This window comes from Microbulbifer maximicatervae (SeqCode), assembly GCF_052467505.1.
Genome location: NZ_CP174313.1, coordinates 2262440 through 2282217, shown reverse-complemented (window position 1 = coordinate 2282217; position 19778 = coordinate 2262440). Strand labels below are relative to the sequence as shown.

General features: G+C 53.0%; 17 protein-coding genes and 3 tRNA genes. 18 read left to right on the top strand and 2 right to left on the bottom strand.

Translation table 11 applies throughout. The features are described from left to right. Positions 1-18: 18 nt before the first annotated feature. From serC to ACJJIN_RS09975, 12 genes are all read left to right on the top strand, one after another. The gene (serC, locus tag ACJJIN_RS10030) at positions 19-1098 is read left to right on the top strand and encodes a 3-phosphoserine/phosphohydroxythreonine transaminase (protein WP_444897941.1); all 1080 of its coding nucleotides are present in this window, start codon (positions 19-21) and stop codon (positions 1096-1098) included. Between the two features lie 46 nt (positions 1099-1144). Further along, positions 1145-2248: a prephenate dehydratase gene (gene pheA / locus ACJJIN_RS10025; RefSeq protein WP_282932042.1), complete on the top strand. Its 1104-nt coding sequence runs from the start codon at positions 1145-1147 to the stop codon at positions 2246-2248. Further along, on the top strand, positions 2248-4479 hold the full coding sequence (locus ACJJIN_RS10020; protein ID WP_444897940.1) for a bifunctional prephenate dehydrogenase/3-phosphoshikimate 1-carboxyvinyltransferase: 2232 nt from the start codon (positions 2248-2250) through the stop codon (positions 4477-4479). Before pheA ends, ACJJIN_RS10020 begins: the two co-directional genes overlap by 1 nt. Before the next feature lie 74 nt (positions 4480-4553). Then, positions 4554-5243, top strand: a complete 690-nt coding sequence (gene cmk / locus ACJJIN_RS10015; protein ID WP_444897939.1) for a (d)CMP kinase — start codon at positions 4554-4556, stop codon at positions 5241-5243. Positions 5244-5411: 168 nt separating this feature from the next. Next, positions 5412-7091 carry a 30S ribosomal protein S1 gene (gene rpsA / locus ACJJIN_RS10010; RefSeq protein ID WP_444897938.1) on the top strand — a complete coding sequence of 560 codons (1680 nt, stop codon included), beginning with the start codon at positions 5412-5414 and terminating at the stop codon, positions 7089-7091. 141 nt (positions 7092-7232) lie between these two features. Then, complete coding sequence (gene ihfB / locus ACJJIN_RS10005; RefSeq protein ID WP_282932044.1) at positions 7233-7541, top strand: integration host factor subunit beta; 309 nt, start codon at positions 7233-7235, stop codon at positions 7539-7541. 93 nt (positions 7542-7634) lie between these two features. Then, a complete protein-coding gene (locus tag ACJJIN_RS10000; RefSeq protein ID WP_413662669.1) occupies positions 7635-7943 on the top strand; it encodes a lipopolysaccharide assembly protein LapA domain-containing protein in 309 nt (102 codons plus the stop codon). Position 7944: 1 nt separating this feature from the next. After that, positions 7945-9138 (top strand): lipopolysaccharide assembly protein LapB, encoded by a 1194-nt coding sequence (gene lapB, locus ACJJIN_RS09995; RefSeq protein WP_413662668.1) that lies wholly within the window; start codon positions 7945-7947, stop codon positions 9136-9138. A gap of 70 nt (positions 9139-9208) precedes the next feature. Then, the gene (gene pyrF / locus ACJJIN_RS09990) at positions 9209-9916 is read left to right on the top strand and encodes an orotidine-5'-phosphate decarboxylase (RefSeq protein ID WP_444897937.1); all 708 of its coding nucleotides are present in this window, start codon (positions 9209-9211) and stop codon (positions 9914-9916) included. A 141-nt stretch (positions 9917-10057) separates the two neighbouring features. Beyond that, on the top strand, positions 10058-10366 hold the full coding sequence (locus ACJJIN_RS09985) for a ComEA family DNA-binding protein (protein ID WP_444897936.1): 309 nt from the start codon (positions 10058-10060) through the stop codon (positions 10364-10366). Between the two features lie 354 nt (positions 10367-10720). Next, the gene (locus tag ACJJIN_RS09980; RefSeq protein WP_444897935.1) at positions 10721-11611 is read left to right on the top strand and encodes an MraY family glycosyltransferase; all 891 of its coding nucleotides are present in this window, start codon (positions 10721-10723) and stop codon (positions 11609-11611) included. A 53-nt stretch (positions 11612-11664) separates the two neighbouring features. Further along, the gene (locus tag ACJJIN_RS09975) at positions 11665-13617 is read left to right on the top strand and encodes a polysaccharide biosynthesis protein (protein WP_444897934.1); all 1953 of its coding nucleotides are present in this window, start codon (positions 11665-11667) and stop codon (positions 13615-13617) included. A gap of 115 nt (positions 13618-13732) precedes the next feature. Here the strand turns inward: ACJJIN_RS09975 and ACJJIN_RS09970 are convergent. Continuing rightward, positions 13733-13808 (bottom strand) — tRNA-Asn (locus ACJJIN_RS09970). 46 nt (positions 13809-13854) lie between these two features. Then, positions 13855-13930, bottom strand: a tRNA-Asn gene (locus ACJJIN_RS09965). A gap of 241 nt (positions 13931-14171) precedes the next feature. On the opposite strand from ACJJIN_RS09965, the gene uvrB reads away from it, so the two are divergent. The 6 genes from uvrB to rplT all read left to right on the top strand — a co-directional run bounded on the left by uvrB (position 14172) and on the right by rplT (position 19776). After that, on the top strand, positions 14172-16181 hold the full coding sequence (uvrB, locus tag ACJJIN_RS09960; protein WP_444897933.1) for an excinuclease ABC subunit UvrB: 2010 nt from the start codon (positions 14172-14174) through the stop codon (positions 16179-16181). A 176-nt stretch (positions 16182-16357) separates the two neighbouring features. Further along, positions 16358-16434 (top strand) — tRNA-Val (locus tag ACJJIN_RS09955). Positions 16435-16543: 109 nt separating this feature from the next. Beyond that, complete coding sequence (thrS, locus tag ACJJIN_RS09950) at positions 16544-18472, top strand: threonine--tRNA ligase (protein WP_108733842.1); 1929 nt, start codon at positions 16544-16546, stop codon at positions 18470-18472. 21 nt (positions 18473-18493) lie between these two features. Further along, a complete protein-coding gene (gene infC, locus ACJJIN_RS09945) occupies positions 18494-19039 on the top strand; it encodes a translation initiation factor IF-3 (protein ID WP_444898242.1) in 546 nt (181 codons plus the stop codon). A 146-nt stretch (positions 19040-19185) separates the two neighbouring features. After that, positions 19186-19380 carry a 50S ribosomal protein L35 gene (gene rpmI / locus ACJJIN_RS09940; protein WP_020413351.1) on the top strand — a complete coding sequence of 65 codons (195 nt, stop codon included), beginning with the start codon at positions 19186-19188 and terminating at the stop codon, positions 19378-19380. 36 nt (positions 19381-19416) lie between these two features. After that, positions 19417-19776 (top strand): 50S ribosomal protein L20, encoded by a 360-nt coding sequence (gene rplT / locus ACJJIN_RS09935; protein ID WP_108733840.1) that lies wholly within the window; start codon positions 19417-19419, stop codon positions 19774-19776. The last annotated feature ends 2 nt before the right edge of the window (positions 19777-19778 follow it).

The following is a 19778-nucleotide window of genomic DNA, read 5'->3' as shown; positions in this document are numbered from 1 at the left end:
TATTGTGGAAATCAGCTCATGAGGAAGTTCAATTTCTGTGCAGGCCCTGCCGCTTTACCGCAGCCCGTACTGGAGCGGGCGCAAAGGGAGTTGCTCGATTGGCAAGGGCTCGGTTGCTCTGTAATGGAGGTCAGCCACCGCTCTCCAGAGTTTGTTGAGGTAGCTGAGCGGGCCGAACAGGACCTCCGCGATCTGCTCAGTGTGCCGAGCAACTACAAAGTGTTGTTTCTTCAGGGCGGGGCAACTGGGCAATTCAGTGCCGTGCCCTGGAATCTTCTCGGTGCCGGCTCATCCAAAGCTGAATTTATACACTCCGGTAGTTGGGCGGCCAAAGCGATTAAAGAAGCTCGCCGCTACGGTGAGGTAAATGTGGTTGCATCCAGTGAGGATCGCAACTTCAGCTATGCACCTGCGGCAGACAGCTGGCAGTCGAGTGGTGATGCGGCTTATTTCCACTATACCCCCAACGAGACGATTGGCGGTGTTGAGTTTGGCTATGTGCCGGAAGTGGAGTGCCCGCTAGTGGCGGATATGTCCTCAACTATTTTGTCTCAACCGATTGAGGTGGAAAAGTTCGGCGTTATCTATGCCGGCGCGCAGAAAAACATTGGCCCCTCAGGTATCGCTGTAGCCTTGATTCGGGATGATTTACTCGATCGCTCACTGGAAAATATTCCTCGCAGTTTGAGCTGGAAGGTGGCTGCAGAAGCGGGCTCTATGGATAACACGCCACCTACTTTCGCTTGGTACTTGTCTGGTCTTGTCTTCCAGTGGTTGAAAGGTCAGGGGGGTGTTGATGCGATGGCTAAGCAGGCCGATGCTAAATCCAAAATGCTGTACGACTTCCTCGACAGCAGTGACTTTTTCTCCAGTCCGGTTGAGGAGGGAAGTCGCTCCCGCATGAATGTGCCCTTTGTGTTGGCTGACGACCGCCTGGATAAGCAGTTTTTGATTGAGTCAGAAGGAGCGGGTTTGTTGAGCTTAAAGGGGCACCGCTCTGTGGGTGGTATGCGCGCGTCGCTATATAACGCCGTTCCCATGGAGGCAGTGGAAGCGCTTGTAGCATTTATGGCGGATTTTGAAGCGCGCAAGGCTTAGGTGGTTAATTCAATCTTGATGATTTCTAGAGAAAGTAGATAAACGAATGGCAGAGGAAACTGTGAGTGGTGACCAGCGACTGCTGGAGCTGCGCAATCAGATCGACAGTATTGATGGAGAGATTGCTCGCTTAATTAGTGAGCGGGCTCGCTGCGCCCTGGAGGTTGCAGAGGTTAAGAAAGCTACTGGCGAGGATGCTCTCTATTATCGGCCGGAGCGTGAAGCACAAGTGCTGCGCAAGGCTATGGAGCGCAATAATGGTCCGCTGACTGATGAAGAAATGGCGCGACTGTTTCGCGAAATTATGTCGGCCTGCCTGGCCTTGGAAGAGCCCGTCAAGGTGGCCTACCTGGGCCCTGAGGGTACCTTTACCCAGCAGGCGGCATTAAAGCACTTCGGCAACTCTGCCCAGAGCCGGCCGCTGGCGGCAATTGATGAAGTTTTCCGTGAGGTAGAAGCAGGTGCCGTCAGTTACGGTGTAGTGCCGGTAGAAAACTCTACCGAAGGGGTGATCAATCACACCCTGGATAACTTTATGCACTCTAACCTGAGTATCTGCGGTGAGGTGGAGCTGCGTATCCATCATCACTTGATGATCTCAGATGTAACGCGCCCAGAGTCAATCACTCGTATTTATTCCCATGCGCAGAGCTTAGCGCAGTGCCGCAAATGGCTTGATGCTCATTATCCCAATGTGGAGCGTGTTGCAGTTGCCAGCAATGCGGATGCGGCCAAGCGCGTTAAGGGTGAGTGGAATGCTGCGGCGATAGCTGGCGATATGGCAGCGGAACTCTACGGGTTGAAGGTGCTGTCGGAGAAAATAGAAGATCGCCCGGATAATTCCACCCGCTTCTTGATTATTGGTACCCAGCAAGTGCCTGCGAGTGGGGATGATAAGACCTCATTGATGGTATCAATGCGCAATGAGCCAGGTGCTCTGCACGATCTCCTGGAGCCGTTTCGTCGCTACAGTGTCGATTTGACTCGGGTAGAGACCCGGCCATCGCAGTCTGGCAATTGGACCTATGTGTTCTTTATCGATTTTAGCGGCCACCGCGATACCCAGGGAATTGCCGAGGCATTAAAAGAAGTCGGTGGCTGCGCTTCAGACTTGAAAGTGCTGGGCTCCTACCCTCGCGGAGTGCTGTGATGGCAGAGGCTCAAATTGGCCGACTGCTGGTTGTTGGGATCGGTTTAATTGGGGGGAGTTTTGCCCTTGCACTGAAAGCTGCGAGGGCTTGCCGAGAGGTTATCGGGGTCGCTCTGGAAGAGAGTGTCTGCGATGAAGCCAGGGCGCTCGGTATTGTTGATCGGGCCAGCACCAGTCTCGAGCTGGTATTGCCGCAGCTGGAGCCGGGCGATTTGGTGTTTGTGGCTGTGCCGACACTGGCGATTGAGCCTGTATTCGCGCAGCTGAAAGAACACCTGCCGGCGGGAGTCACTGTGACAGATGGCGCCAGCGTAAAAGGTAGCGTGGTGGCAGCGGCAGAAAAAGTGTGGGGGAGTGCTCCAGATTTTCTGGTGCCAGGGCACCCAATCGCTGGTTCTGAAAAAAGTGGTGTTACCGCGGCGAGAGATGACCTCTATAGGGATCACCGCATTATCCTGACGCCGCTTGCGAATACAGGGGCTGCTCATTTGCATCTCGTGGAGCGAGCATGGCAGGCCGTGGGAGCTGAGCCCCTGACAATGTCAGTGGAGGAGCACGACGAGGTTCTGGCCGCTACGAGCCATCTTCCTCATGTCATCGCTTTTAGCCTTGTGGACACTTTGGCCCACGATGCGGAAAACGAAAATATCTTCCGCTATGCGGCGGGAGGCTTCCGTGATTTTACTCGTATCGCTTCCAGTGACCCGGTTATGTGGCGAGATATTATGCTCGCCAATCGAGATGCCATCTTAAAGGCTATCGACCTATACAGCCTCAACCTTTCTTCCCTGCGCGACGCTATTGCCTCCGGTGATAGCGCTGCCCTGATGGGGGTTTTTACCCGCGCCAAAGCGGCGCGGGATCACTTCACCAAAATGTTGGCAAAACAAGCGTATTCGGAACCTATGCAAGAACAAGAGATTACTTTTATCGTGCAGCCGGGCGAGGCTGTAAATGGCAAGCTCAGGGTGCCGGGGGACAAGTCCATGTCGCACCGCTCAATTATGCTGGGCTCCCTGGCCGAGGGAGTTACAGAAGTTGAGGGCTTCCTGGAGGGTGAGGATGCACTGGCAACCCTGCAGGCTTTCCGCGATATGGGGGTCGTGATTGAGGGGCCGGACAATGGTCGGGTTGTAATTCATGGCGTGGGTCTTAATGGCTTGCAGGCACCGCCCGGACCGCTATATCTCGGTAACTCCGGGACCTCCATGCGCCTGTTGGCTGGATTGCTTGCCGGGCAGGATTTCGACGTAACACTCACTGGCGATGAGTCCCTGTCAAAGCGCCCGATGAATCGCGTGGCTAACCCCCTGCGTGAGATGGGTGCAAATATTGAGACTGGCCCGGAAGGTCGTCCGCCGCTTTTGATTAAGGGTGGTAGTGCGTTGAAAGGGATTGATTACCCGCTGCCGATGGCCAGTGCCCAGGTGAAATCAGCGGTATTACTGGCTGGGCTCTATAGTGAGGGTCAAACGTCTACCGTTGAGCCGGCGCCCACTAGAGATCATACCGAGCGCATGTTGCAGGGCTTTGGTTATAAGGTGGAGCGGGATGGGGCTCAGGCTAAACTGGCGGGCGGCGGCTCACTGAAATCCTGTCGCATCGATGTGCCTGCCGATATTTCTTCAGCCGCATTCTTTATGGTTGCTGCCGCTATTTCTCCCGGTTCCGATGTTGTGCTGGAGCATGTGGGGATCAATCCGACCCGCGATGGGGTTATCAATATCCTCCGTGCAATGGGCGGTAATGTCGAATTGCTGAATATGCGTGAAGTGGGCGGTGAGCCGGTGGCGGATATTCGCGTTCGCTATGCGCCCTTGAAGGGAATTCGTATCCCTGAGGATCAGGTACCCCTGGCGATTGATGAGTTTCCCGCATTGTTTGTTGCGGCAGCTTGTGCAGAAGGTGAGACCGTCCTGACTGGTGCGGAGGAGTTACGGGTCAAGGAAAGTGACCGGATTCAGGCGATGGCAAATGGCTTGATTGCACTTGGGGTAAAAGCTGAGCCAACACCGGACGGTATCGTGATCCAGGGCTGCAAAGAGGGTGCGGTATTTGCTGGAGGCACCGTCGATAGCTTAGGGGATCACCGCATTGCTATGGCGTTTGCAGTGTCATCGCTGCGCGCAAAGGATACAATCCGCATCCTTCACTGCGCCAATGTGGCGACCTCATTCCCGAACTTTGCCGAACTGGCAACGGGCGCGGGTCTCAAGTTGCAGTTGGCGTGACACGGGCATTCAGGTTTGGGCGGTTGTGGTTCGCTTGAGTGCATCCGCCAGAGATGTTGAGTTGTAAAGAAAATATGAGTGATACAAACGGGTTGCCACCAGTAGTTACCATTGATGGTCCCAGTGGTTCGGGTAAGGGAACCATTGCAAAGCTTTTGGCTGATCGCTTGAGCTTTTCCTTGTTGGACTCCGGGGCCCTTTATCGGGCTGCAGCTTTGGCCGCACTTAATAAGGAAGTTGATCTCTCCAATGACAAGCTGCTGACCGAATTGGCGAAAGATCTCGATGTGCGCTTTACCGTGAGTGCCGGTCAGTTGCAGGTGTGGCTGGAAGAGAGTGACGTCACCGCAGATATCCGTATGGAGCGGGTAAGCATGGCTGCTTCCAAGGTCGCGGCAATTCCCGGTGTGCGGGCAGCGCTGCTGCAGCGCCAGCGGGACTTCCGCCAGCCCCCCGGCTTGGTTGCCGATGGTCGGGATATGGGCACTACCGTGTTTCCCGACGCGCCGGTCAAGGTTTACCTAACCGCCAGCGCTGAGGAGCGCGCTAACAGGCGTTTCGCTCAGTTGCAGGAGAAGGGGGTTTCTGTTAGCCTCCGCGACCTGCTGGAGGACATCCGTGCCCGAGATGCACAGGATATGAACAGAAAAGCCTCCCCCCTGGCTCCCGCTGAGGATGCGGTTGAGCTGGATAGTACGGGGGTGAGTATCGATGAAGTCCTCCGAAAAGTGCTCGATTTGGTTCAGGACCGTATTTCACCCTGAAGTTCGGGCAGTAAATAGTTTTCTAACGACAGCGGCCGGGATCAGCCAGAATCGCCCGGCCGTTATCGTAATCCGACCCGCGTGCTGGCAGCGCGGTTGGGGTCGCGGCTGGCGGTTGACTAGACTTAACAGTTACCAACGGCTGGACCCAGCACTATAGGTAATGTAATGAGCGAGAGCTTTGCTGATCTATTTGAAGAGAGCCTGAAAAGCGTTGAAATGGCACCGGGCGCAATTGTTACTGGTGTTGTAATCGACGTAGATAAAGACTGGGTTACCGTTCACGCGGGCCTGAAGTCTGAAGGCGTTATCCCTGCTGCACAATTCGCCAACGATAAAGGTGAAGTTGAGCTGCAGGTGGGCGACGAAGTACAGGTTGCCCTGGAAGCTGTAGAAGACGGTTTCGGTGAAACCCGTCTGTCCCGCGAAAAAGCCAAGCGCGCTGAAGCCTGGAAAATCCTCGACGCAGCTCACGCAGCTGACGAAGTGGTTAAAGGTGTTATCAGCGGTAAGGTTAAAGGTGGCTTTACTGTTGATGTTGCCAATATCCGTGCGTTCCTGCCCGGCTCTCTGGTTGACGTTCGTCCGGTTCGCGACACTGCGCACCTGGAAGGTAAAGAGCTCGAGTTCAAAGTTATCAAGCTGGACTCCAAGCGCAACAACGTAGTTGTTTCCCGCCGCGCCGTTATGGAAGCTGCCACCTCCGAAGAGCGTGAAGCTCTGCTGGAAAGCCTGCAGGAAGGCATGAGCGTCAAGGGTATCGTGAAGAACCTGACCGACTACGGTGCTTTCGTAGACCTGGGCGGTATCGACGGCCTGCTGCACATCACCGATATGGCTTGGAAGCGCATCAAGCACCCGAGCGAGATAGTGAACGTTGGCGACGAGATCGAAGTAAAAGTACTGAAGTTCGACCGCGAGCGCAGCCGTGTATCCCTTGGCCTGAAGCAGTTGGGCGAAGATCCTTGGGTATCCATCAAGCAGCGTTACCCAGAGAACAGCCGCGTGAAGGCGGTTGTAACCAACCTGACCGACTACGGCTGCTTTGCCGAGCTGGAAGAAGGTGTGGAAGGTCTGGTACACGTTTCCGAAATGGATTGGACCAACAAGAACATTCACCCGTCCAAAGTTGTCCAGGTTGGCGACGAGGTAGAGGTGATGATCCTGGATATCGACGAAGAGCGTCGTCGTATCTCCCTGGGTATCAAGCAGTGCCAGGAAAATCCGTGGGATGCCTTCGCGCGTAAATTCGCTAAGGGCGACAAGATCTCCGGTAAGATCAAGTCCATCACTGACTTCGGTATCTTCATTGGTCTCGACGGCAGCATCGACGGTCTGGTTCACCTGTCCAACATCTCCTGGAACGAAGCTGGCGAAGAAGCTGTTCGCAAGTTCAAGAAAGGCGACGAAATCGAGACTGTTATCCTGGGCATCGATTCCGAGCGTGAGCGTATCTCCCTGGGCATCAAGCAGTTGGAGTCCGATCCGTTCTCCGACTACGTTACCACCAGCGATCGCGGCAGCATCGTTGTAGGTACTGTTAAGGAAGTTGACGCTAAGCAAGCAGTAATCACCCTGGCGGACGAAGTAGAAGGCGTACTGCGCGCTTCTGAAATCAGCCGCGACAAGGTTGAAGATGCTCGCAACGTTCTGAAAGAAGGCGAAGAAGTAGAAGCTAAGATCACCAGCGTGGATCGCAAGAACCGCGTGATCAGCCTGTCTATCAAAGCCAAAGACCAGGACGACGAGAAGCAAGCTATCAAGGATCACAGCAAGAAGCAGTCTGAACAAGTTCAGCCCGCTACTATTGGTGACCTGATTAAGGCGCAAATGAACAACAAAGACTAATTGTCTTTGAGTGTTCACAGCTCCAAATGGATCATTTGGAGCGAACCGAAAGCCGGACTGGGGTTGCCCAGTCCGGCTTTCTATTAGATGATTGGTGCTCTACTCCAGAATAATCAATGACTTACAAAGGTTGCGGAGCGCATGACCAAGTCCGAACTGATCGAAAGGATTGCGTTGAGGTTGGATCAGCTGCCAGTTAAGGATGTAGAGCTGGCGGTAAAAGTGGTGCTCGACACCATGTCAGATGCCCTGTCCCAGGGTGAGCGTATAGAGATACGCGGCTTTGGTAGCTTTTCTCTTCACTATCGAGCCCCGCGTACGGGTCGGAATCCCAAAACTGGGGACGCGGTTGATCTCGCCGGGAAATATGTCCCGCATTTCAAGCCTGGCAAAGAGTTGCGCGACAGAGTGAATCGAAGTATGCACGATGAGGCAAGTATCGAAGTATGATTAGACTCCCTGGCAGCAGTGTGGATACTGCCATTAATCGGGGTGAGCTTCGTCGTTAATCGATAAAGTTTTTTGTGGAACGTGGAGGTTCCCTTGTCATTTTTGCGTTGGCTGACACGCATCGTCTATGGGGTCGTCGCCCTGCTTTGCATCGCTTTGGGGATTTATTTCGCAGTTGCAAATCCGGAGACTATCAAGCCAAATATTGTGGGCTATCAATTGCCGGCGGGAAGTGTAGGCTTTTGGTTGATTGGTTTCTTGTTGCTGGGGTTGTTGCTGGGTTTTGTCGTTAGCCTGCAGCCTGTTTATGCCAAGCGTCGCCAAGTGCGGTCGCTCGAGAAGCAATTGAAGAAAATGGAGCGGGAATTACACACCGCCCACCGCAAGGCTTCTGGAGACTGATTTGCTCGATTTTACCTATTTCTTTTTCCTGCTTGCGGCAATCGCGATCGGCTGGGTGCTGGGGCGAGGCAGCGCCAAAAAGAAAGTGGCGGATTATAGTGAGCAAGAGCATGCGCTGGTGAGGTCTTATGCCCAGGGTTTGAACTATTTATTGAGTGAGCGCCACGACGATACCATCGATAAATTTATTGACTCTTTGGAAGTAAGTCAGGCTACTTTTGACACCCACCTGGCTCTTGGAAGTCTGTTGCGCCGAAGAGGGGAGTACGATCAGGCGATTCGAGTCCATCAAAATTTACTCGGGCGCCCGAGCTTGTCCAGAGTTAGTCAAAACAAAGCTCAACTTGAACTTGCCTGTGACTATATTTCTGCTGGCTGGCTGGATAGAGCTGAACGTCTGCTACAAGAGCTGGTTGAGACTTCTCAGGAGTTAAAGGCTGTTAGCCTTGAGCGTCTGATTGAAGTCTACCGGGATGAAAGGGAATGGGCTAAAGCGATCCATGCTGTAAACCTGTTGCATGGCCGACGGTTCAAGCGCCTCTCGGCTGACTGGGCTCCGGTTCAGGCTCATTTTTGCTGCGAATTGGCAGAGGAGTCAATAGCGGCAAAGGATTACCTAAGTGCGAGGAAGCATATCGATTCTGCCCTGAGTTATGAGCGCAGCTCAGTGCGGGCAAATTTGCTGTGGGGTCGCCTCGAATATCTGCTTGGTAAGCCAAGAGAGGCCATTAAGGTTTTGCAGCGGATCCCCAAGCAGAGCCCGGACTATATTCCTGAAATCCTTGAGTTGTTGATTACTTGTTATGGGGATTTAGGGGATGGCAAGGGGTTGGATCGCTATCTTGAATCCCTTTTGAAAGAGCACCCCTCTAATAGTGTATTGATTGCCCTGACTGAGCGTATTCAGCAGCAGGATAGCGAGGCTGCAGCGGCTGCATTTATGGGGAAGCAGCTGGCGCTGCGCCCGTCTTTGAGGGGGTTGGGACGCTTTCTCGATTTGCATATAGATAGTACAGAGGGTAGGGCAAGAGAGAATCTCTCCCTACTCAAGACATTAATCGACCAGCTTATAGCGAGCCGCCCTCACTACCGGTGTAGCAATTGTGGGTTTTCGGGTAATCAGTTGCACTGGTTGTGTCCGAGCTGCAAGCACTGGGATTCGGTACGCTCCGTTAAGGGGATTGAGGGCGAGTAAAGTAATGACTGTCCTGCTCACCGGGCTGACGGCCTGGTCGGGGCGGCTTTTGAAATGAATGAGGTTTTTCTTGCAGTCTAAAGTTTCTTCTCCGGTTATCGTTGCTCTGGATTACGACAATGCTGAGTCTGCACTGGCAATGGCAGATCAGCTCGATCCGTCGCTGTGTCGGGTCAAAGTTGGTAAGGAGCTGTTTACTGCCGCTGGTCCAGACCTGGTGAAAACGCTGGTTGACCGGGGCTTCCAGGTATTTCTGGACCTTAAATTTCACGATATCCCCAATACTGTTGCAAAGGCCGTTAAAGCTGCTGCGAAATTGGGGGTATGGATGGTTAATGTTCACGCAAGTGGTGGTGAGCGGATGATGTCGGCTGCCGCCGAGGCCCTGCGGGAATTTGGCGAAGATAAGCCTCTATTAATTGCGGTTACTGTGCTTACCAGCACAACTGCAGAGGAACTGGCTGCAGTTGGTGTGGCTGCACCGCTGGAAAAGCAGGTGTTTCACCTGGCCTCTCAAGCTAAGTCCTGCGGTCTCGACGGTGTGGTCTGCTCCGCACGGGAGGCCCAACTGCTGCGAAGTGAATGCGGAGCCGGTTTCTCCCTGGTGACGCCGGGAATTCGTCCCGCGGGCTCTGATGCCGGGGATCAGCGACGCACTTTGACGCCTGCTGAAGCTTTGGCGCAAGGTTCTGACTATTTGGTTGTGGGTCGTCCCATCACCGCGGCTCCTGAACCTCTAGCGGCCCTAAAGTCAGTACTGGCTGAAGTGGCAGATTAGGATGGTTATCTTGCTTCGTGGCTTGTAATGATGTGTAATTAGGCCTGAGCCGACAGAAAGTTGCCCGTTGATATTATGGTGTGGCTTGGGGGAGGTAATAGCAGTCCCAAAGTGAAACCGATAATTCACTGGGAGTTGACCATGAAATTGACCTACCAATTGTTTTCTGTTGTTTTTGCGCTAGCTTTTTCGCTTTTTTTGAGTCCATCTGCATTTGCGGGAGAGATGGGCAGCGTTGAAGCCAAAGAGGTTGTGCTGTCTGTCAATGTCAACAGTGCTTCAGCTGTTGAACTTGCTGAGAGGTTGAATGGCATTGGCGAAGCACGGGCACAATTAATCGTTGAGTATCGCGAGGTGCATGGGCCGTTTACTTCTGTGGAGCAGCTGTTGAATGTTAAAGGAATCGGTGCGGCAACCCTGGATAAAAACAGGGATTTGATTCGGCTCTAAAGGTTTATGGGTCCCGACTGGAGGCTTTTTGTGGTCTCCAGTTGGGGTTTTGAGTTGGTGAGTAAGAGAGCATTAATAGATGACTCCCCCGGATGAATTTCAGTTGTTACTGTCGATAAAATGTAGCATTTATGTTGCGTCTGCCGCGGAGCTACACCATTCGTTGTGTTCTACTTCCTGTTCTCGTCCCCCTTTCATTGTTGGCAAATGTTCCCCGCCTGGATGACCTTTAGGTTTTTCTGTCGAGTTGCGAAAACATTTTTAATTCATTTGCTGGGCATGGTGCTTCCCTGTCCTGTTTGTTGAATGTAGTCGGAAGGATTGGCTTGCTTGGAAGTGATAAGGGTTGGTTAGTTGATTAGTATCGCTTGGGAGTGGGTAATACCGCTATTGCTGGCTTTAGCAGCAAGCTATGGCGCTACATCGTTGTTTATCGTGAGGATGCGCAATTTTGCGCTCGATGTGCCCAATAATCGTTCAATGCACTCGGTGCCGGTACCTCGCACAGGTGGTTGGGCCTTTTTGCTCGGTTGTCTGGTTGCGGTAGTCGCTAGCCCACTTGACCTGTCTCCGTTGGTGTTGGCTGCATTTACACTGTTGTTAGTGGTATCCGCACTGGATGATCTTGGAGATGTAGCCATACATCTTCGCTTTTCGGCTCATCTTCTAGCTGTGGTCTTTCTTCTGTTTGCACTGCCAGAAAGTTTGGAGTGGTGGTTGTACCCGGTCCTTATCTTGGCGGGGGCCTGGGTTGTTAACCTCTACAACTTTATGGATGGAATGGATGGTCTAGCGGGGTCAATGACACTTGTTGGCTTTTCCTCCTTGGGGATTATTTGCACTTTAAATGGGGACTTGGAGTTAGCCTGGCTCTGTGCCCTGGTGGCTGTTTGTGCGTTCGTTTTTCTGGTCTTCAACTGGCCTGCGGCGAAGATTTTTTTGGGTGATGCTGGCTCCACGGGCGTAGGTTTGGGGGTGGTTGCTGTCAGCTTATTTGGCTGGCAGCGGGGAGCGTTTGAGCTTTGGATACCCGTGGTCATATTTATACCATTTTGGTTGGATGCTACATATACACTGCTAAAAAGGGCGTTGAGTGGTCAGCGTTGGTGGGAAGCTCATCGTGAGCATTTCTACCAGAGGTGCGCAATTAAGATTGGCGTTAAAAGGGCGCTCATTTTGCAGCTGGGCGCAATGATATCTTTTTCTTTAGTGGCGCTAGCAGCTGTTGTACTTGAGGGGAAGTGAATGTCTCTCATGCTGAATGTCGTTTTAAAGGTAAATAGATTTCGGGGAGTCTTGTGACAAGAGTTTGGCGCAATGTAAAGAAAGCCCATAAGCCAGTATTGATGCTGGCCTTTGATATGCTGATGCTAAGCATGGCCTTTTTGTTGGCAATGATGATTAGGCTTAATAGTGTCGCTCAATTTTTCGAGTGGCGAATGGTGGTCTGCCTGATATTAACACTAGTTGCCACTAGCTTTATTTTTCTCCGGCTCGGCTTGTACCGGACGATTATTCGGTACATGGGGCAAAAAGCTATCATTGCGGTTCTGCAGGGGGTCACTCTTTCTGCAGTGATGTTGGCGCTCTTTTCTTACCTGACTACGGCAGGGGTTCCTCGCTCTGTCCCTGTGATCTACTGGTGCTTTGCGTTTATTGCCGTGGGTGGGTCCCGCTGGTTGGTCCGCCTTTACTATCAGGCAGCACTTGAGATTCACAAAACCCGGGTGGCCATTTATGGTGCTGGTACTGCGGGCCTGCAAATGTATAAGGCGCTAGTTCACGGGCAGCTATATAAGCCCGTTGCTTTTTTTGATGATAACGCCTCCAAACAAAAGACATTTATTGATGGGCTGCTTGTGTATAACCCTGCAGACATTCTTGAAGTGGTTGCAGGTAAAGATATTGCAGAAGTTATTTTGGCTATGCCGGGAGTGCCCAGGCGCCGCCGTAGAGAAATAACCAAGGCGCTTAGAGAGCGAGGCCTGGTGGTAAAGGCGATTCCCGGAGTGGAGGAGCTGCTTGACGGTGTGGGACGGGCAGAGGATGTTTCGCAGACTTATGAGAATATTCTGGGGCGTGCTTCTGTTGAGCCTCAGAAGGAGCTCGTTTCTGGCTCCATCAGCGGCAAGGTGGTTTTGGTTACTGGTGCTGGCGGGTCTATTGGGTCAGAGTTGTGCAGGCAGATATCGCAATGGAAGCCTGCCAGGCTGGTTGTTGTTGAGTCCTCTGAATATGCCCTCTATCAGATAGAGCGCGAGCTGCGACAGCAGCATCAGGATGACAGGGTCCAGTTTGAAGTAACCGCGCTGCTTGGCGATGTGCGTAACACTGAGCGTATGGCGGAAATCATTCAGGGCTTCTCCGTGCATACAATTTACCATGCGGCCGCATACAAGCATGTGCCCTTGGTTGAGCAGAACGTTGTTATTGGCGCCGACAATAATGTTCTGGGCACCCTCTCTGTACTTGAGGCTGCGGAGCAGTGTGGGGTTGAGCAGTTTGTGCTTATCTCCACTGATAAGGCTGTCCGGCCAACCAATGTTATGGGGGCCACCAAGAGATTTGCTGAGCTGATTTGCCAGGATTTTGGTCGCCGTTTTAACAAGATGCGTGTGTGCATGGTCAGATTTGGTAATGTTATCGGCTCTTCCGGCTCGGTAATTCCCTTGTTCACGGATCAGATCAATGCCGGTGGTCCGGTAACTGTGACCCACTCAAAAGTAACCCGTTACTTTATGACAATTCCCGAGGCGGCTCAGCTGGTATTGCAGGCTGGGAGTATGGGGCGCAACGGGGATGTATTTGTTCTCGATATGGGTGAACCGGTTCGCATCTACGATCTGGCTGAGCGCTTGATTCGTTTGATGGGGCACACGGTAAGGGATGAGGAAAACCCTGATGGTGATATTGAAATTCAGCTCACTGGACTGCGCCCTGGGGAGAAATTGTACGAAGAGCTGTTGTTGGGGGATAACGTGCTGGGCACGGACCATCCAATGATTATGCGCGCCGAAGAGGAGCGTCTCGATAGCGAGGCTTTACAGCTCCTGGTTTCGGATCTTAGGGATGCGTGCGGCTCTCATGATTGCGAGCAGGTCCGCAGGATTCTATGTCGGGCAGTAAAAGGCTATTCACCCAAGCAGGGGCTGGTCGATGTTGTCTGGTCGAGGCAGGGGCAGGTGCGAAAACCAAGTGGAGGAGCGACGGTAGAGAGGTTGCCGTTAGTTGGGGAGGCTGGCTCCCGCTAGCTGGTTATTTTGAGCGGCTAACCAGTACGGCTGGCCGCTAGCTCTATGCAGATTAAAAAACATTTGAACAGAAAAGAAAAAGCCCGGATAGATGGAATCTATCCGGGCTTTTGTTTGGCTCCGCCTGCTGGGCTCGAACCAGCGACCCAATGATTAACAGTCATTTGCTCTACCAACTGAGCTAAGGCGGAATTTAATCTAATTTATAGAGCGCAAATTAAGCTGCGCTTTGAAATTTGGCTCCGCCTGCTGGGCTCGAACCAGCGACCCAATGATTAACAGTCATTTGCTCTACCAACTGAGCTAAGGCGGAATATCTTTTCGGCTGTGCCGTTGAGATGGCGCGTATATTATAGAGCACTTCCGAACAGGTCAACCCCTTTTTTCATCTTTAACTAATTGATTTGTCAGGAAATTATTTTTTGGGGTCATGCGCAAAATGCCGCAGGTCAGAGTTAGGAAGGGTAGGACGCTATTCTCTTGTAATTGTGGGTCGTATGACGACAGCCTACAATCCTGTGTTGCATGAATGATTAAGCGGTTGGGGGAAGTGTATGGAGTCGCGACCTTTTAAGGTGGAATCCAAGTATCAGCCAGCGGGCGATCAGCCTCTGGCGATAGAGCAGTTGTCAGAAGGGATTGATGATGGTTTGAGCCATCAAACGCTACTGGGTGTTACCGGTTCGGGTAAGACCTTCACTATGGCGAATATTGTTGAGCGCCTGCAGCGGCCGGCCATTGTGATGGCTCACAATAAAACGCTGGCGGCTCAGCTCTACGGTGAGTTTAAAGAGTTTTTCCCGAAGAATGCGGTGGAATATTTTGTCTCTTACTACGACTACTACCAGCCGGAAGCTTACGTTCCCTCTTCGGACACTTTTATCGAAAAGGATGCATCCGTAAACGAGCATATCGAGCAGATGCGCCTCTCGGCCACCAAGGCACTTATAGAGCGGCGCGATGTGATTGTGGTTGCCACAGTTTCGGCAATTTACGGTTTGGGTGACCCCGACAAATATTTGAAGATGGTGCTGCATCTGGATCGCGGTGATCTCGTTGATCAGCGCACTATCCTCAGGCGCCTGGCTGAACTGCAATATACCCGCAACGATGCAGACTTCCGTCGCGCCACTTACCGGGTGCGCGGCGATATTATCGATATTTACCCGGCAGACTCTGATTTGGAAGCGGTGCGCCTGTCTATTTTTGATGAGGAGATCGAAGAGATCACCATATTTGACCCGCTTACTGGAGAGCAGCTCAGGAAGGTGCCCCGCGTCACTATCTTCCCCAAGAGCCACTATGTGACGCCGCGAGAGACGATCGTCAGTGCTATCGATGAAATCAAAGATGAGCTGCGAGGGCGCCTGGAGCAACTGCGTGGCAACAACAAGCTGGTCGAAGCGCAGCGGCTAGATCAGCGTACCCGCTACGATGTGGAGATGATGCAGGAGCTTGGCTACTGCAATGGCGTAGAGAACTATTCCCGCTACCTCTCTGGTCGCGGTATTGGTCAGCCGCCGCCCACGCTTTTTGATTACCTGCCCAATGATGCACTGTTATTTATCGATGAGAGTCACGTGACAGTGCCGCAAATCGGCGGTATGTATCGTGGAGACCGGTCGCGCAAGGAAACTTTGGTGGAGTATGGCTTTCGTCTGCCATCGGCCCTGGACAATCGTCCTCTCAAGTTTGAAGAGTGGGAGGGGTTGGCACCCCAGACGGTTTTTGTGTCCGCAACCCCAGGGGCCTATGAGCAAGAGAATGCGGGGCAAGTGGTCGAGCAGGTGGTTCGCCCGACAGGGTTGGTGGACCCGGAAGTCGAAGTTCGCCCAGCATTGACCCAGGTAGATGATGCCTTGTCTGAAATTCACCGTTGCGTGGATGCCGATCAGCGAGTGCTGATTACCGTATTGACCAAGCGGATGGCGGAAGACCTGACTGAATACCTCTCCGAAAGTGGTGTTCGCGTCCGCTACTTACACTCCGATATTGATACCGTCGAGCGGGTAGAGATTATCCGGGACCTGCGTATCGGCGAGTTTGACGTGCTAGTTGGCATTAACTTGCTGCGAGAAGGCCTGGATATGCCGGAAGTTGCCCTGGTGGCAATTTTCGATGCCGATAAAGAGGGCTTCCTCCGTTCCGATCGCTCGCTGATCCAGACCATCGGACGGGCTGCACGAAACCTGGAGGGGAGGGCGATTCTCTACGCGGACAAAGTCACCGGCTCTATGGAGCGAGCACTCGAAGAGACTCGTCGTCGCCGCGAGAAGCAGTTGGCCTTTAATGAGGAGCACGGCATTACCCCCAAGGGTATCCGCAAGAGTGTGGCGGATATTCTGGAGGGAGCGGTGGCCCCCGGCGTACCCAAGAAAGGGCGCCGCAAAGTTGCCGAGGGTAAAGGCGAATACAAGGTGGATGTTGAGGCCCTTACCGATAAGCAGCGCTGGGCCCGAATTGCCGAGCTGGAAGAGCAAATGTACCAGCATGCGAAGAACCTGGAATTTGAAGCGGCAGCAAAATTGCGCGATGAGATTACCCACTTAAAAGGTGTGGAATAATCCTTGCTGAAGGGCGGGACTTGGATCTACATTTTGATAGTCCCGCACTGCCTTGTTGGTGCTTGGTCGCTCTTAAAAAATTTCACACAAAAGTTCAGTAAGTTGTTGAAAACACTGAAAAGCGGTGCTAAAGTTCGCGCTCTTCACAGCACAGGGTTCCCCCGCTGTAGAGCTTTAGACCCGTAGCTCAGTTGGTTAGAGCGCTGCCTTGACATGGCAGAGGTCGGCGGTTCAAATCCGCCCGGGTCTACCACCTTTCAAAAGGATGGATTGCCCATCCCGATCAAGAGCTCCATGAAAAATTCATGGATAGTTTCATGCGGTCTTTGGTAGGGATCGCCACTGAGAACAAAGGATAAACAATGCCCGTTGTTACTCTCCCCGATGGTTCCCGTCGAGAATTTTCTGCTCCGGTTTCCGTACACGATGTAGCCGCTGATATCGGCCCTGGTTTGGCAAAAGCCGCACTTGCTGGCGTTGTAGACGGCAAGGAAGTCGATACCAGTTACGTTATTGATACCGACGTAAATCTGGCAATTATTACTGATCGTCAGCCCGAAGGCCTGGAAGTGATCCGTCACTCCACAGCGCACTTGCTGGCACAAGCAGTTAAGCAGCTGTACCCGACAGCCCAGGTCACCATTGGCCCGGTTATCGAAAACGGCTTCTATTACGATTTCGCCTACGAGCGCCAGTTTACGCCGGAAGATCTCGAGAAGATCGAAGAGCGTATGGAAGTGCTGGCCAAAGAAGACATTACTGTCAGCCGCCGCCTGATGCCGCGCAAAGAAGCGGTGAAATATTTCCGCGAAATGGGCGAAGAGTACAAGGCTGAGATTATCGACAGCATCCCCAGTGATGAAGATATTTCTCTCTACCGCCAGGGCGACTTTGAAGACTTGTGTCGCGGTCCCCACGTACCTTCCACTGGCAGGTTGAAAGCGTTCAAACTGACCAAAGTGGCCGGTGCCTACTGGCGTGGCGATTCCAACAATGAAATGTTGACCCGTGTTTACGGCACTGCCTGGGCCAACAAAAAAGAACTGAAAGCTTACCTGCGTCGTATCGAAGAGGCAGAAAAGCGCGATCACCGCAAGCTGGCGAAGAAATTTGACCTTTTCCATATCCAGGAAGAGGCCCCCGGCATGGTGTTCTGGCACCCGAACGGCTGGACCATCTACAGCACTATCGAGCAGTACATGCGTCGCCGCCAGCGCGAATTCGGGTACAAAGAAATTAAGACTCCGCAGCTGGTAGATTTCAGCCTGTGGCGCAAGTCCGGTCACGCCGATAAGTTTGGCGATGACATGTTCACCCTGACCAGTGAAGAGCGTCAGTTCGCCATTAAGCCGATGAACTGCCCTTGTCACGTACAGGTATTCAACCAGGGCCTGCGCAGCTACCGCGACCTGCCGTTGCGTCTGGCGGAGTTTGGCTCCTGTCACCGCAGCGAGCCCTCCGGTTCCCTGCACGGCCTGATGCGCGTGCGCGGCTTTGTGCAGGATGATGGCCATATCTTCTGTAGCGAAGATCAGATCCAGTCAGAAGTTTCTGACTTTATGGATCTGCTGCACTCCGTTTATAAGGATTTCGGCTTCCAGGACGTTATCTACCGTCTCTCCACTCGCCCGGAGAAGCGCGTAGGTTCCGATGAGAGCTGGGACAAGGCTGAGAAGGCCCTGGCCGACGCACTGGATGCCGCTGGCCTGCCGTGGGAAGAGCTGCCGGGTGAAGGCGCCTTCTACGGACCGAAGATCGAATTCTCCCTGAAAGACTGTCTCGGCCGTGTATGGCAGTGCGGTACTATTCAGGTGGACTTCTCCATGCCGGGCCGCCTGGATGCCCAGTTTGTAGCGGAAGATGGCTCGCGCCAGTCCCCGGTAATGCTGCACCGTGCAGCCCTGGGTTCCTTCGAGCGCTTTATCGGAATCCTGATCGAGCACTACGAAGGCGCGTTCCCCACCTGGCTCGCGCCGCAGCAAGTGGCGATCATGAATATCACCGATCGCCAGGCCGAATATTGTCGCAATTTGCAAGATCGTTTGGGTGAGCTGCAATACCGCGCCACAGCTGACTTGAGAAACGAGAAGATCGGCTTTAAAATCCGCGAGCACACGCTTCAGCGTGTTCCTTATCTATTGGTAATTGGCGATAAGGAAGTAGAAAGTCAAACCGTGGCAGTACGTACCCGTAGCGGTGAAGATCTTGGTACAATGACGTATGAGTCATTCCTCGAGATCCTCGAGCAAGACGTGAATCGTCGCGGTCGTTTGACAGAAGATAATGCATAACAACTTGGCAACTGGGAGACCATAGCTATTAAACGAGACACTAAGGGACGGTCCAAAAAGGCCCGCATAAACGATCAGATTGAAGCGTCAGAAATCCGCCTGATAGGCGCTGATGGCGAACAGGTAGGCATTGTCTCCCTGGATGAAGCGCTGGAAGCTGCACAGAAAGCTAGCTTGGATCTCGTTGAAATTGCCTCGGACTCCACGCCGATAGTCTGTAAGATCATGGACTACGGCAAGCACGTATTCGAAGCTAAAAAAGCTAAGAATGCCGCCAAGAAGAAGCAGAAGCAGCAGCAGATCAAGGAAATGAAATTCCGCCCGGGCACCGATGTCGGTGACTACCAGATCAAGCTGCGCAACCTGGCCCGCTTCCTGGAAGCGGGTGACAAGGCCAAAGTATCCCTGCGTTTCCGTGGCCGCGAAATGGCTCACCAAGAGCTGGGCATGGAAATGATGCAGCGCATCGAAAAGGACCTTGAAGAGCTGGGCACCGTAGAGCAGCGACCGAAAATGGAAGGTCGTCAAATGCTGATGGTGATTGCTCCGCTCAAAAAGAAAAAGTGAGGTCTGGGGAAGTCATTCCCGGGATCTCCTTTGAGAAGTGGTTGGGCGACGGCTGCCTCCCCACTCTCGCAGTGCCGGTAACTTCGGTTGTCGGCAGTTACTAAAGGTGCCTGTTTTACAGGCGAATATTAACTTTGGAGTACAAAATGCCGAAAGCAAAGACTCACAGTGGCGCTGCTAAGCGCTTCAAGAAGACGGCTGCGGGCTACAAGCACAAGCACGCTAACAAGAGCCACATCCTCACCAAGATGACCACCAAGCGCAAGCGTCAGCTGCGTGGCACCCAGACTATGAACAAGTCTGATGCTGGACTGGTCGATCGTATGCTGCGCGCCAAGTAATTGGCCCAAATCGCAAAGGTTTAAGAGGATAGAAGTATGGCCCGTGTAAAACGTGGTGTAGAGGCGCGTCGTCGTCACAAGAAGATTCTGAAGCAGGCTAAAGGTTACTACGGTGCGCGTTCACGCGTATTCCGCGTTGCCAAGCAGGCAGTAATTAAAGCTGGTCAGTACGCATACCGTGACCGTCGCGTTAAAAAGCGTAACTTCCGCGCTCTGTGGATTACTCGTATTAACGCCCAGTCCCGTGCTGAAGGCCTGAGCTACAGCCGCCTGATCGCAGGTCTGAAAAAAGCGGACATCGCACTGGATCGCCGTGTACTGGCTGATCTGGCTGTTTACGATAAAGTCGCTTTTGCTGCCGTAGTTGAAAAAGCTAAGGCAGCCCTGGCAGCGTAAGC

Excerpts from the sequence above, each read along its gene's own strand:
- cmk (WP_444897939.1), top strand. The coding sequence starts at position 4,554 with ATGAGTGATACAAACGGGTTGCCACCAGTAGTTACCATTGATGGTCCC.
- serC (WP_444897941.1), top strand. The coding sequence starts at position 19 with ATGAGGAAGTTCAATTTCTGTGCAGGCCCTGCCGCTTTACCGCAGCCC.
- uvrB (WP_444897933.1), top strand. The coding sequence starts at position 14,172 with ATGGAGTCGCGACCTTTTAAGGTGGAATCCAAGTATCAGCCAGCGGGC.
- rpmI (WP_020413351.1), top strand. The coding sequence starts at position 19,186 with ATGCCGAAAGCAAAGACTCACAGTGGCGCTGCTAAGCGCTTCAAGAAG.
- pheA (WP_282932042.1), top strand. The coding sequence starts at position 1,145 with ATGGCAGAGGAAACTGTGAGTGGTGACCAGCGACTGCTGGAGCTGCGC.
- rpsA (WP_444897938.1), top strand. The coding sequence starts at position 5,412 with ATGAGCGAGAGCTTTGCTGATCTATTTGAAGAGAGCCTGAAAAGCGTT.
- rplT (WP_108733840.1), top strand. The coding sequence starts at position 19,417 with ATGGCCCGTGTAAAACGTGGTGTAGAGGCGCGTCGTCGTCACAAGAAG.
- thrS (WP_108733842.1), top strand. The coding sequence starts at position 16,544 with ATGCCCGTTGTTACTCTCCCCGATGGTTCCCGTCGAGAATTTTCTGCT.
- ACJJIN_RS09985 (WP_444897936.1), top strand. The coding sequence starts at position 10,058 with ATGAAATTGACCTACCAATTGTTTTCTGTTGTTTTTGCGCTAGCTTTT.
- ihfB (WP_282932044.1), top strand. The coding sequence starts at position 7,233 with ATGACCAAGTCCGAACTGATCGAAAGGATTGCGTTGAGGTTGGATCAG.
- ACJJIN_RS10020 (WP_444897940.1), top strand. The coding sequence starts at position 2,248 with ATGGCAGAGGCTCAAATTGGCCGACTGCTGGTTGTTGGGATCGGTTTA.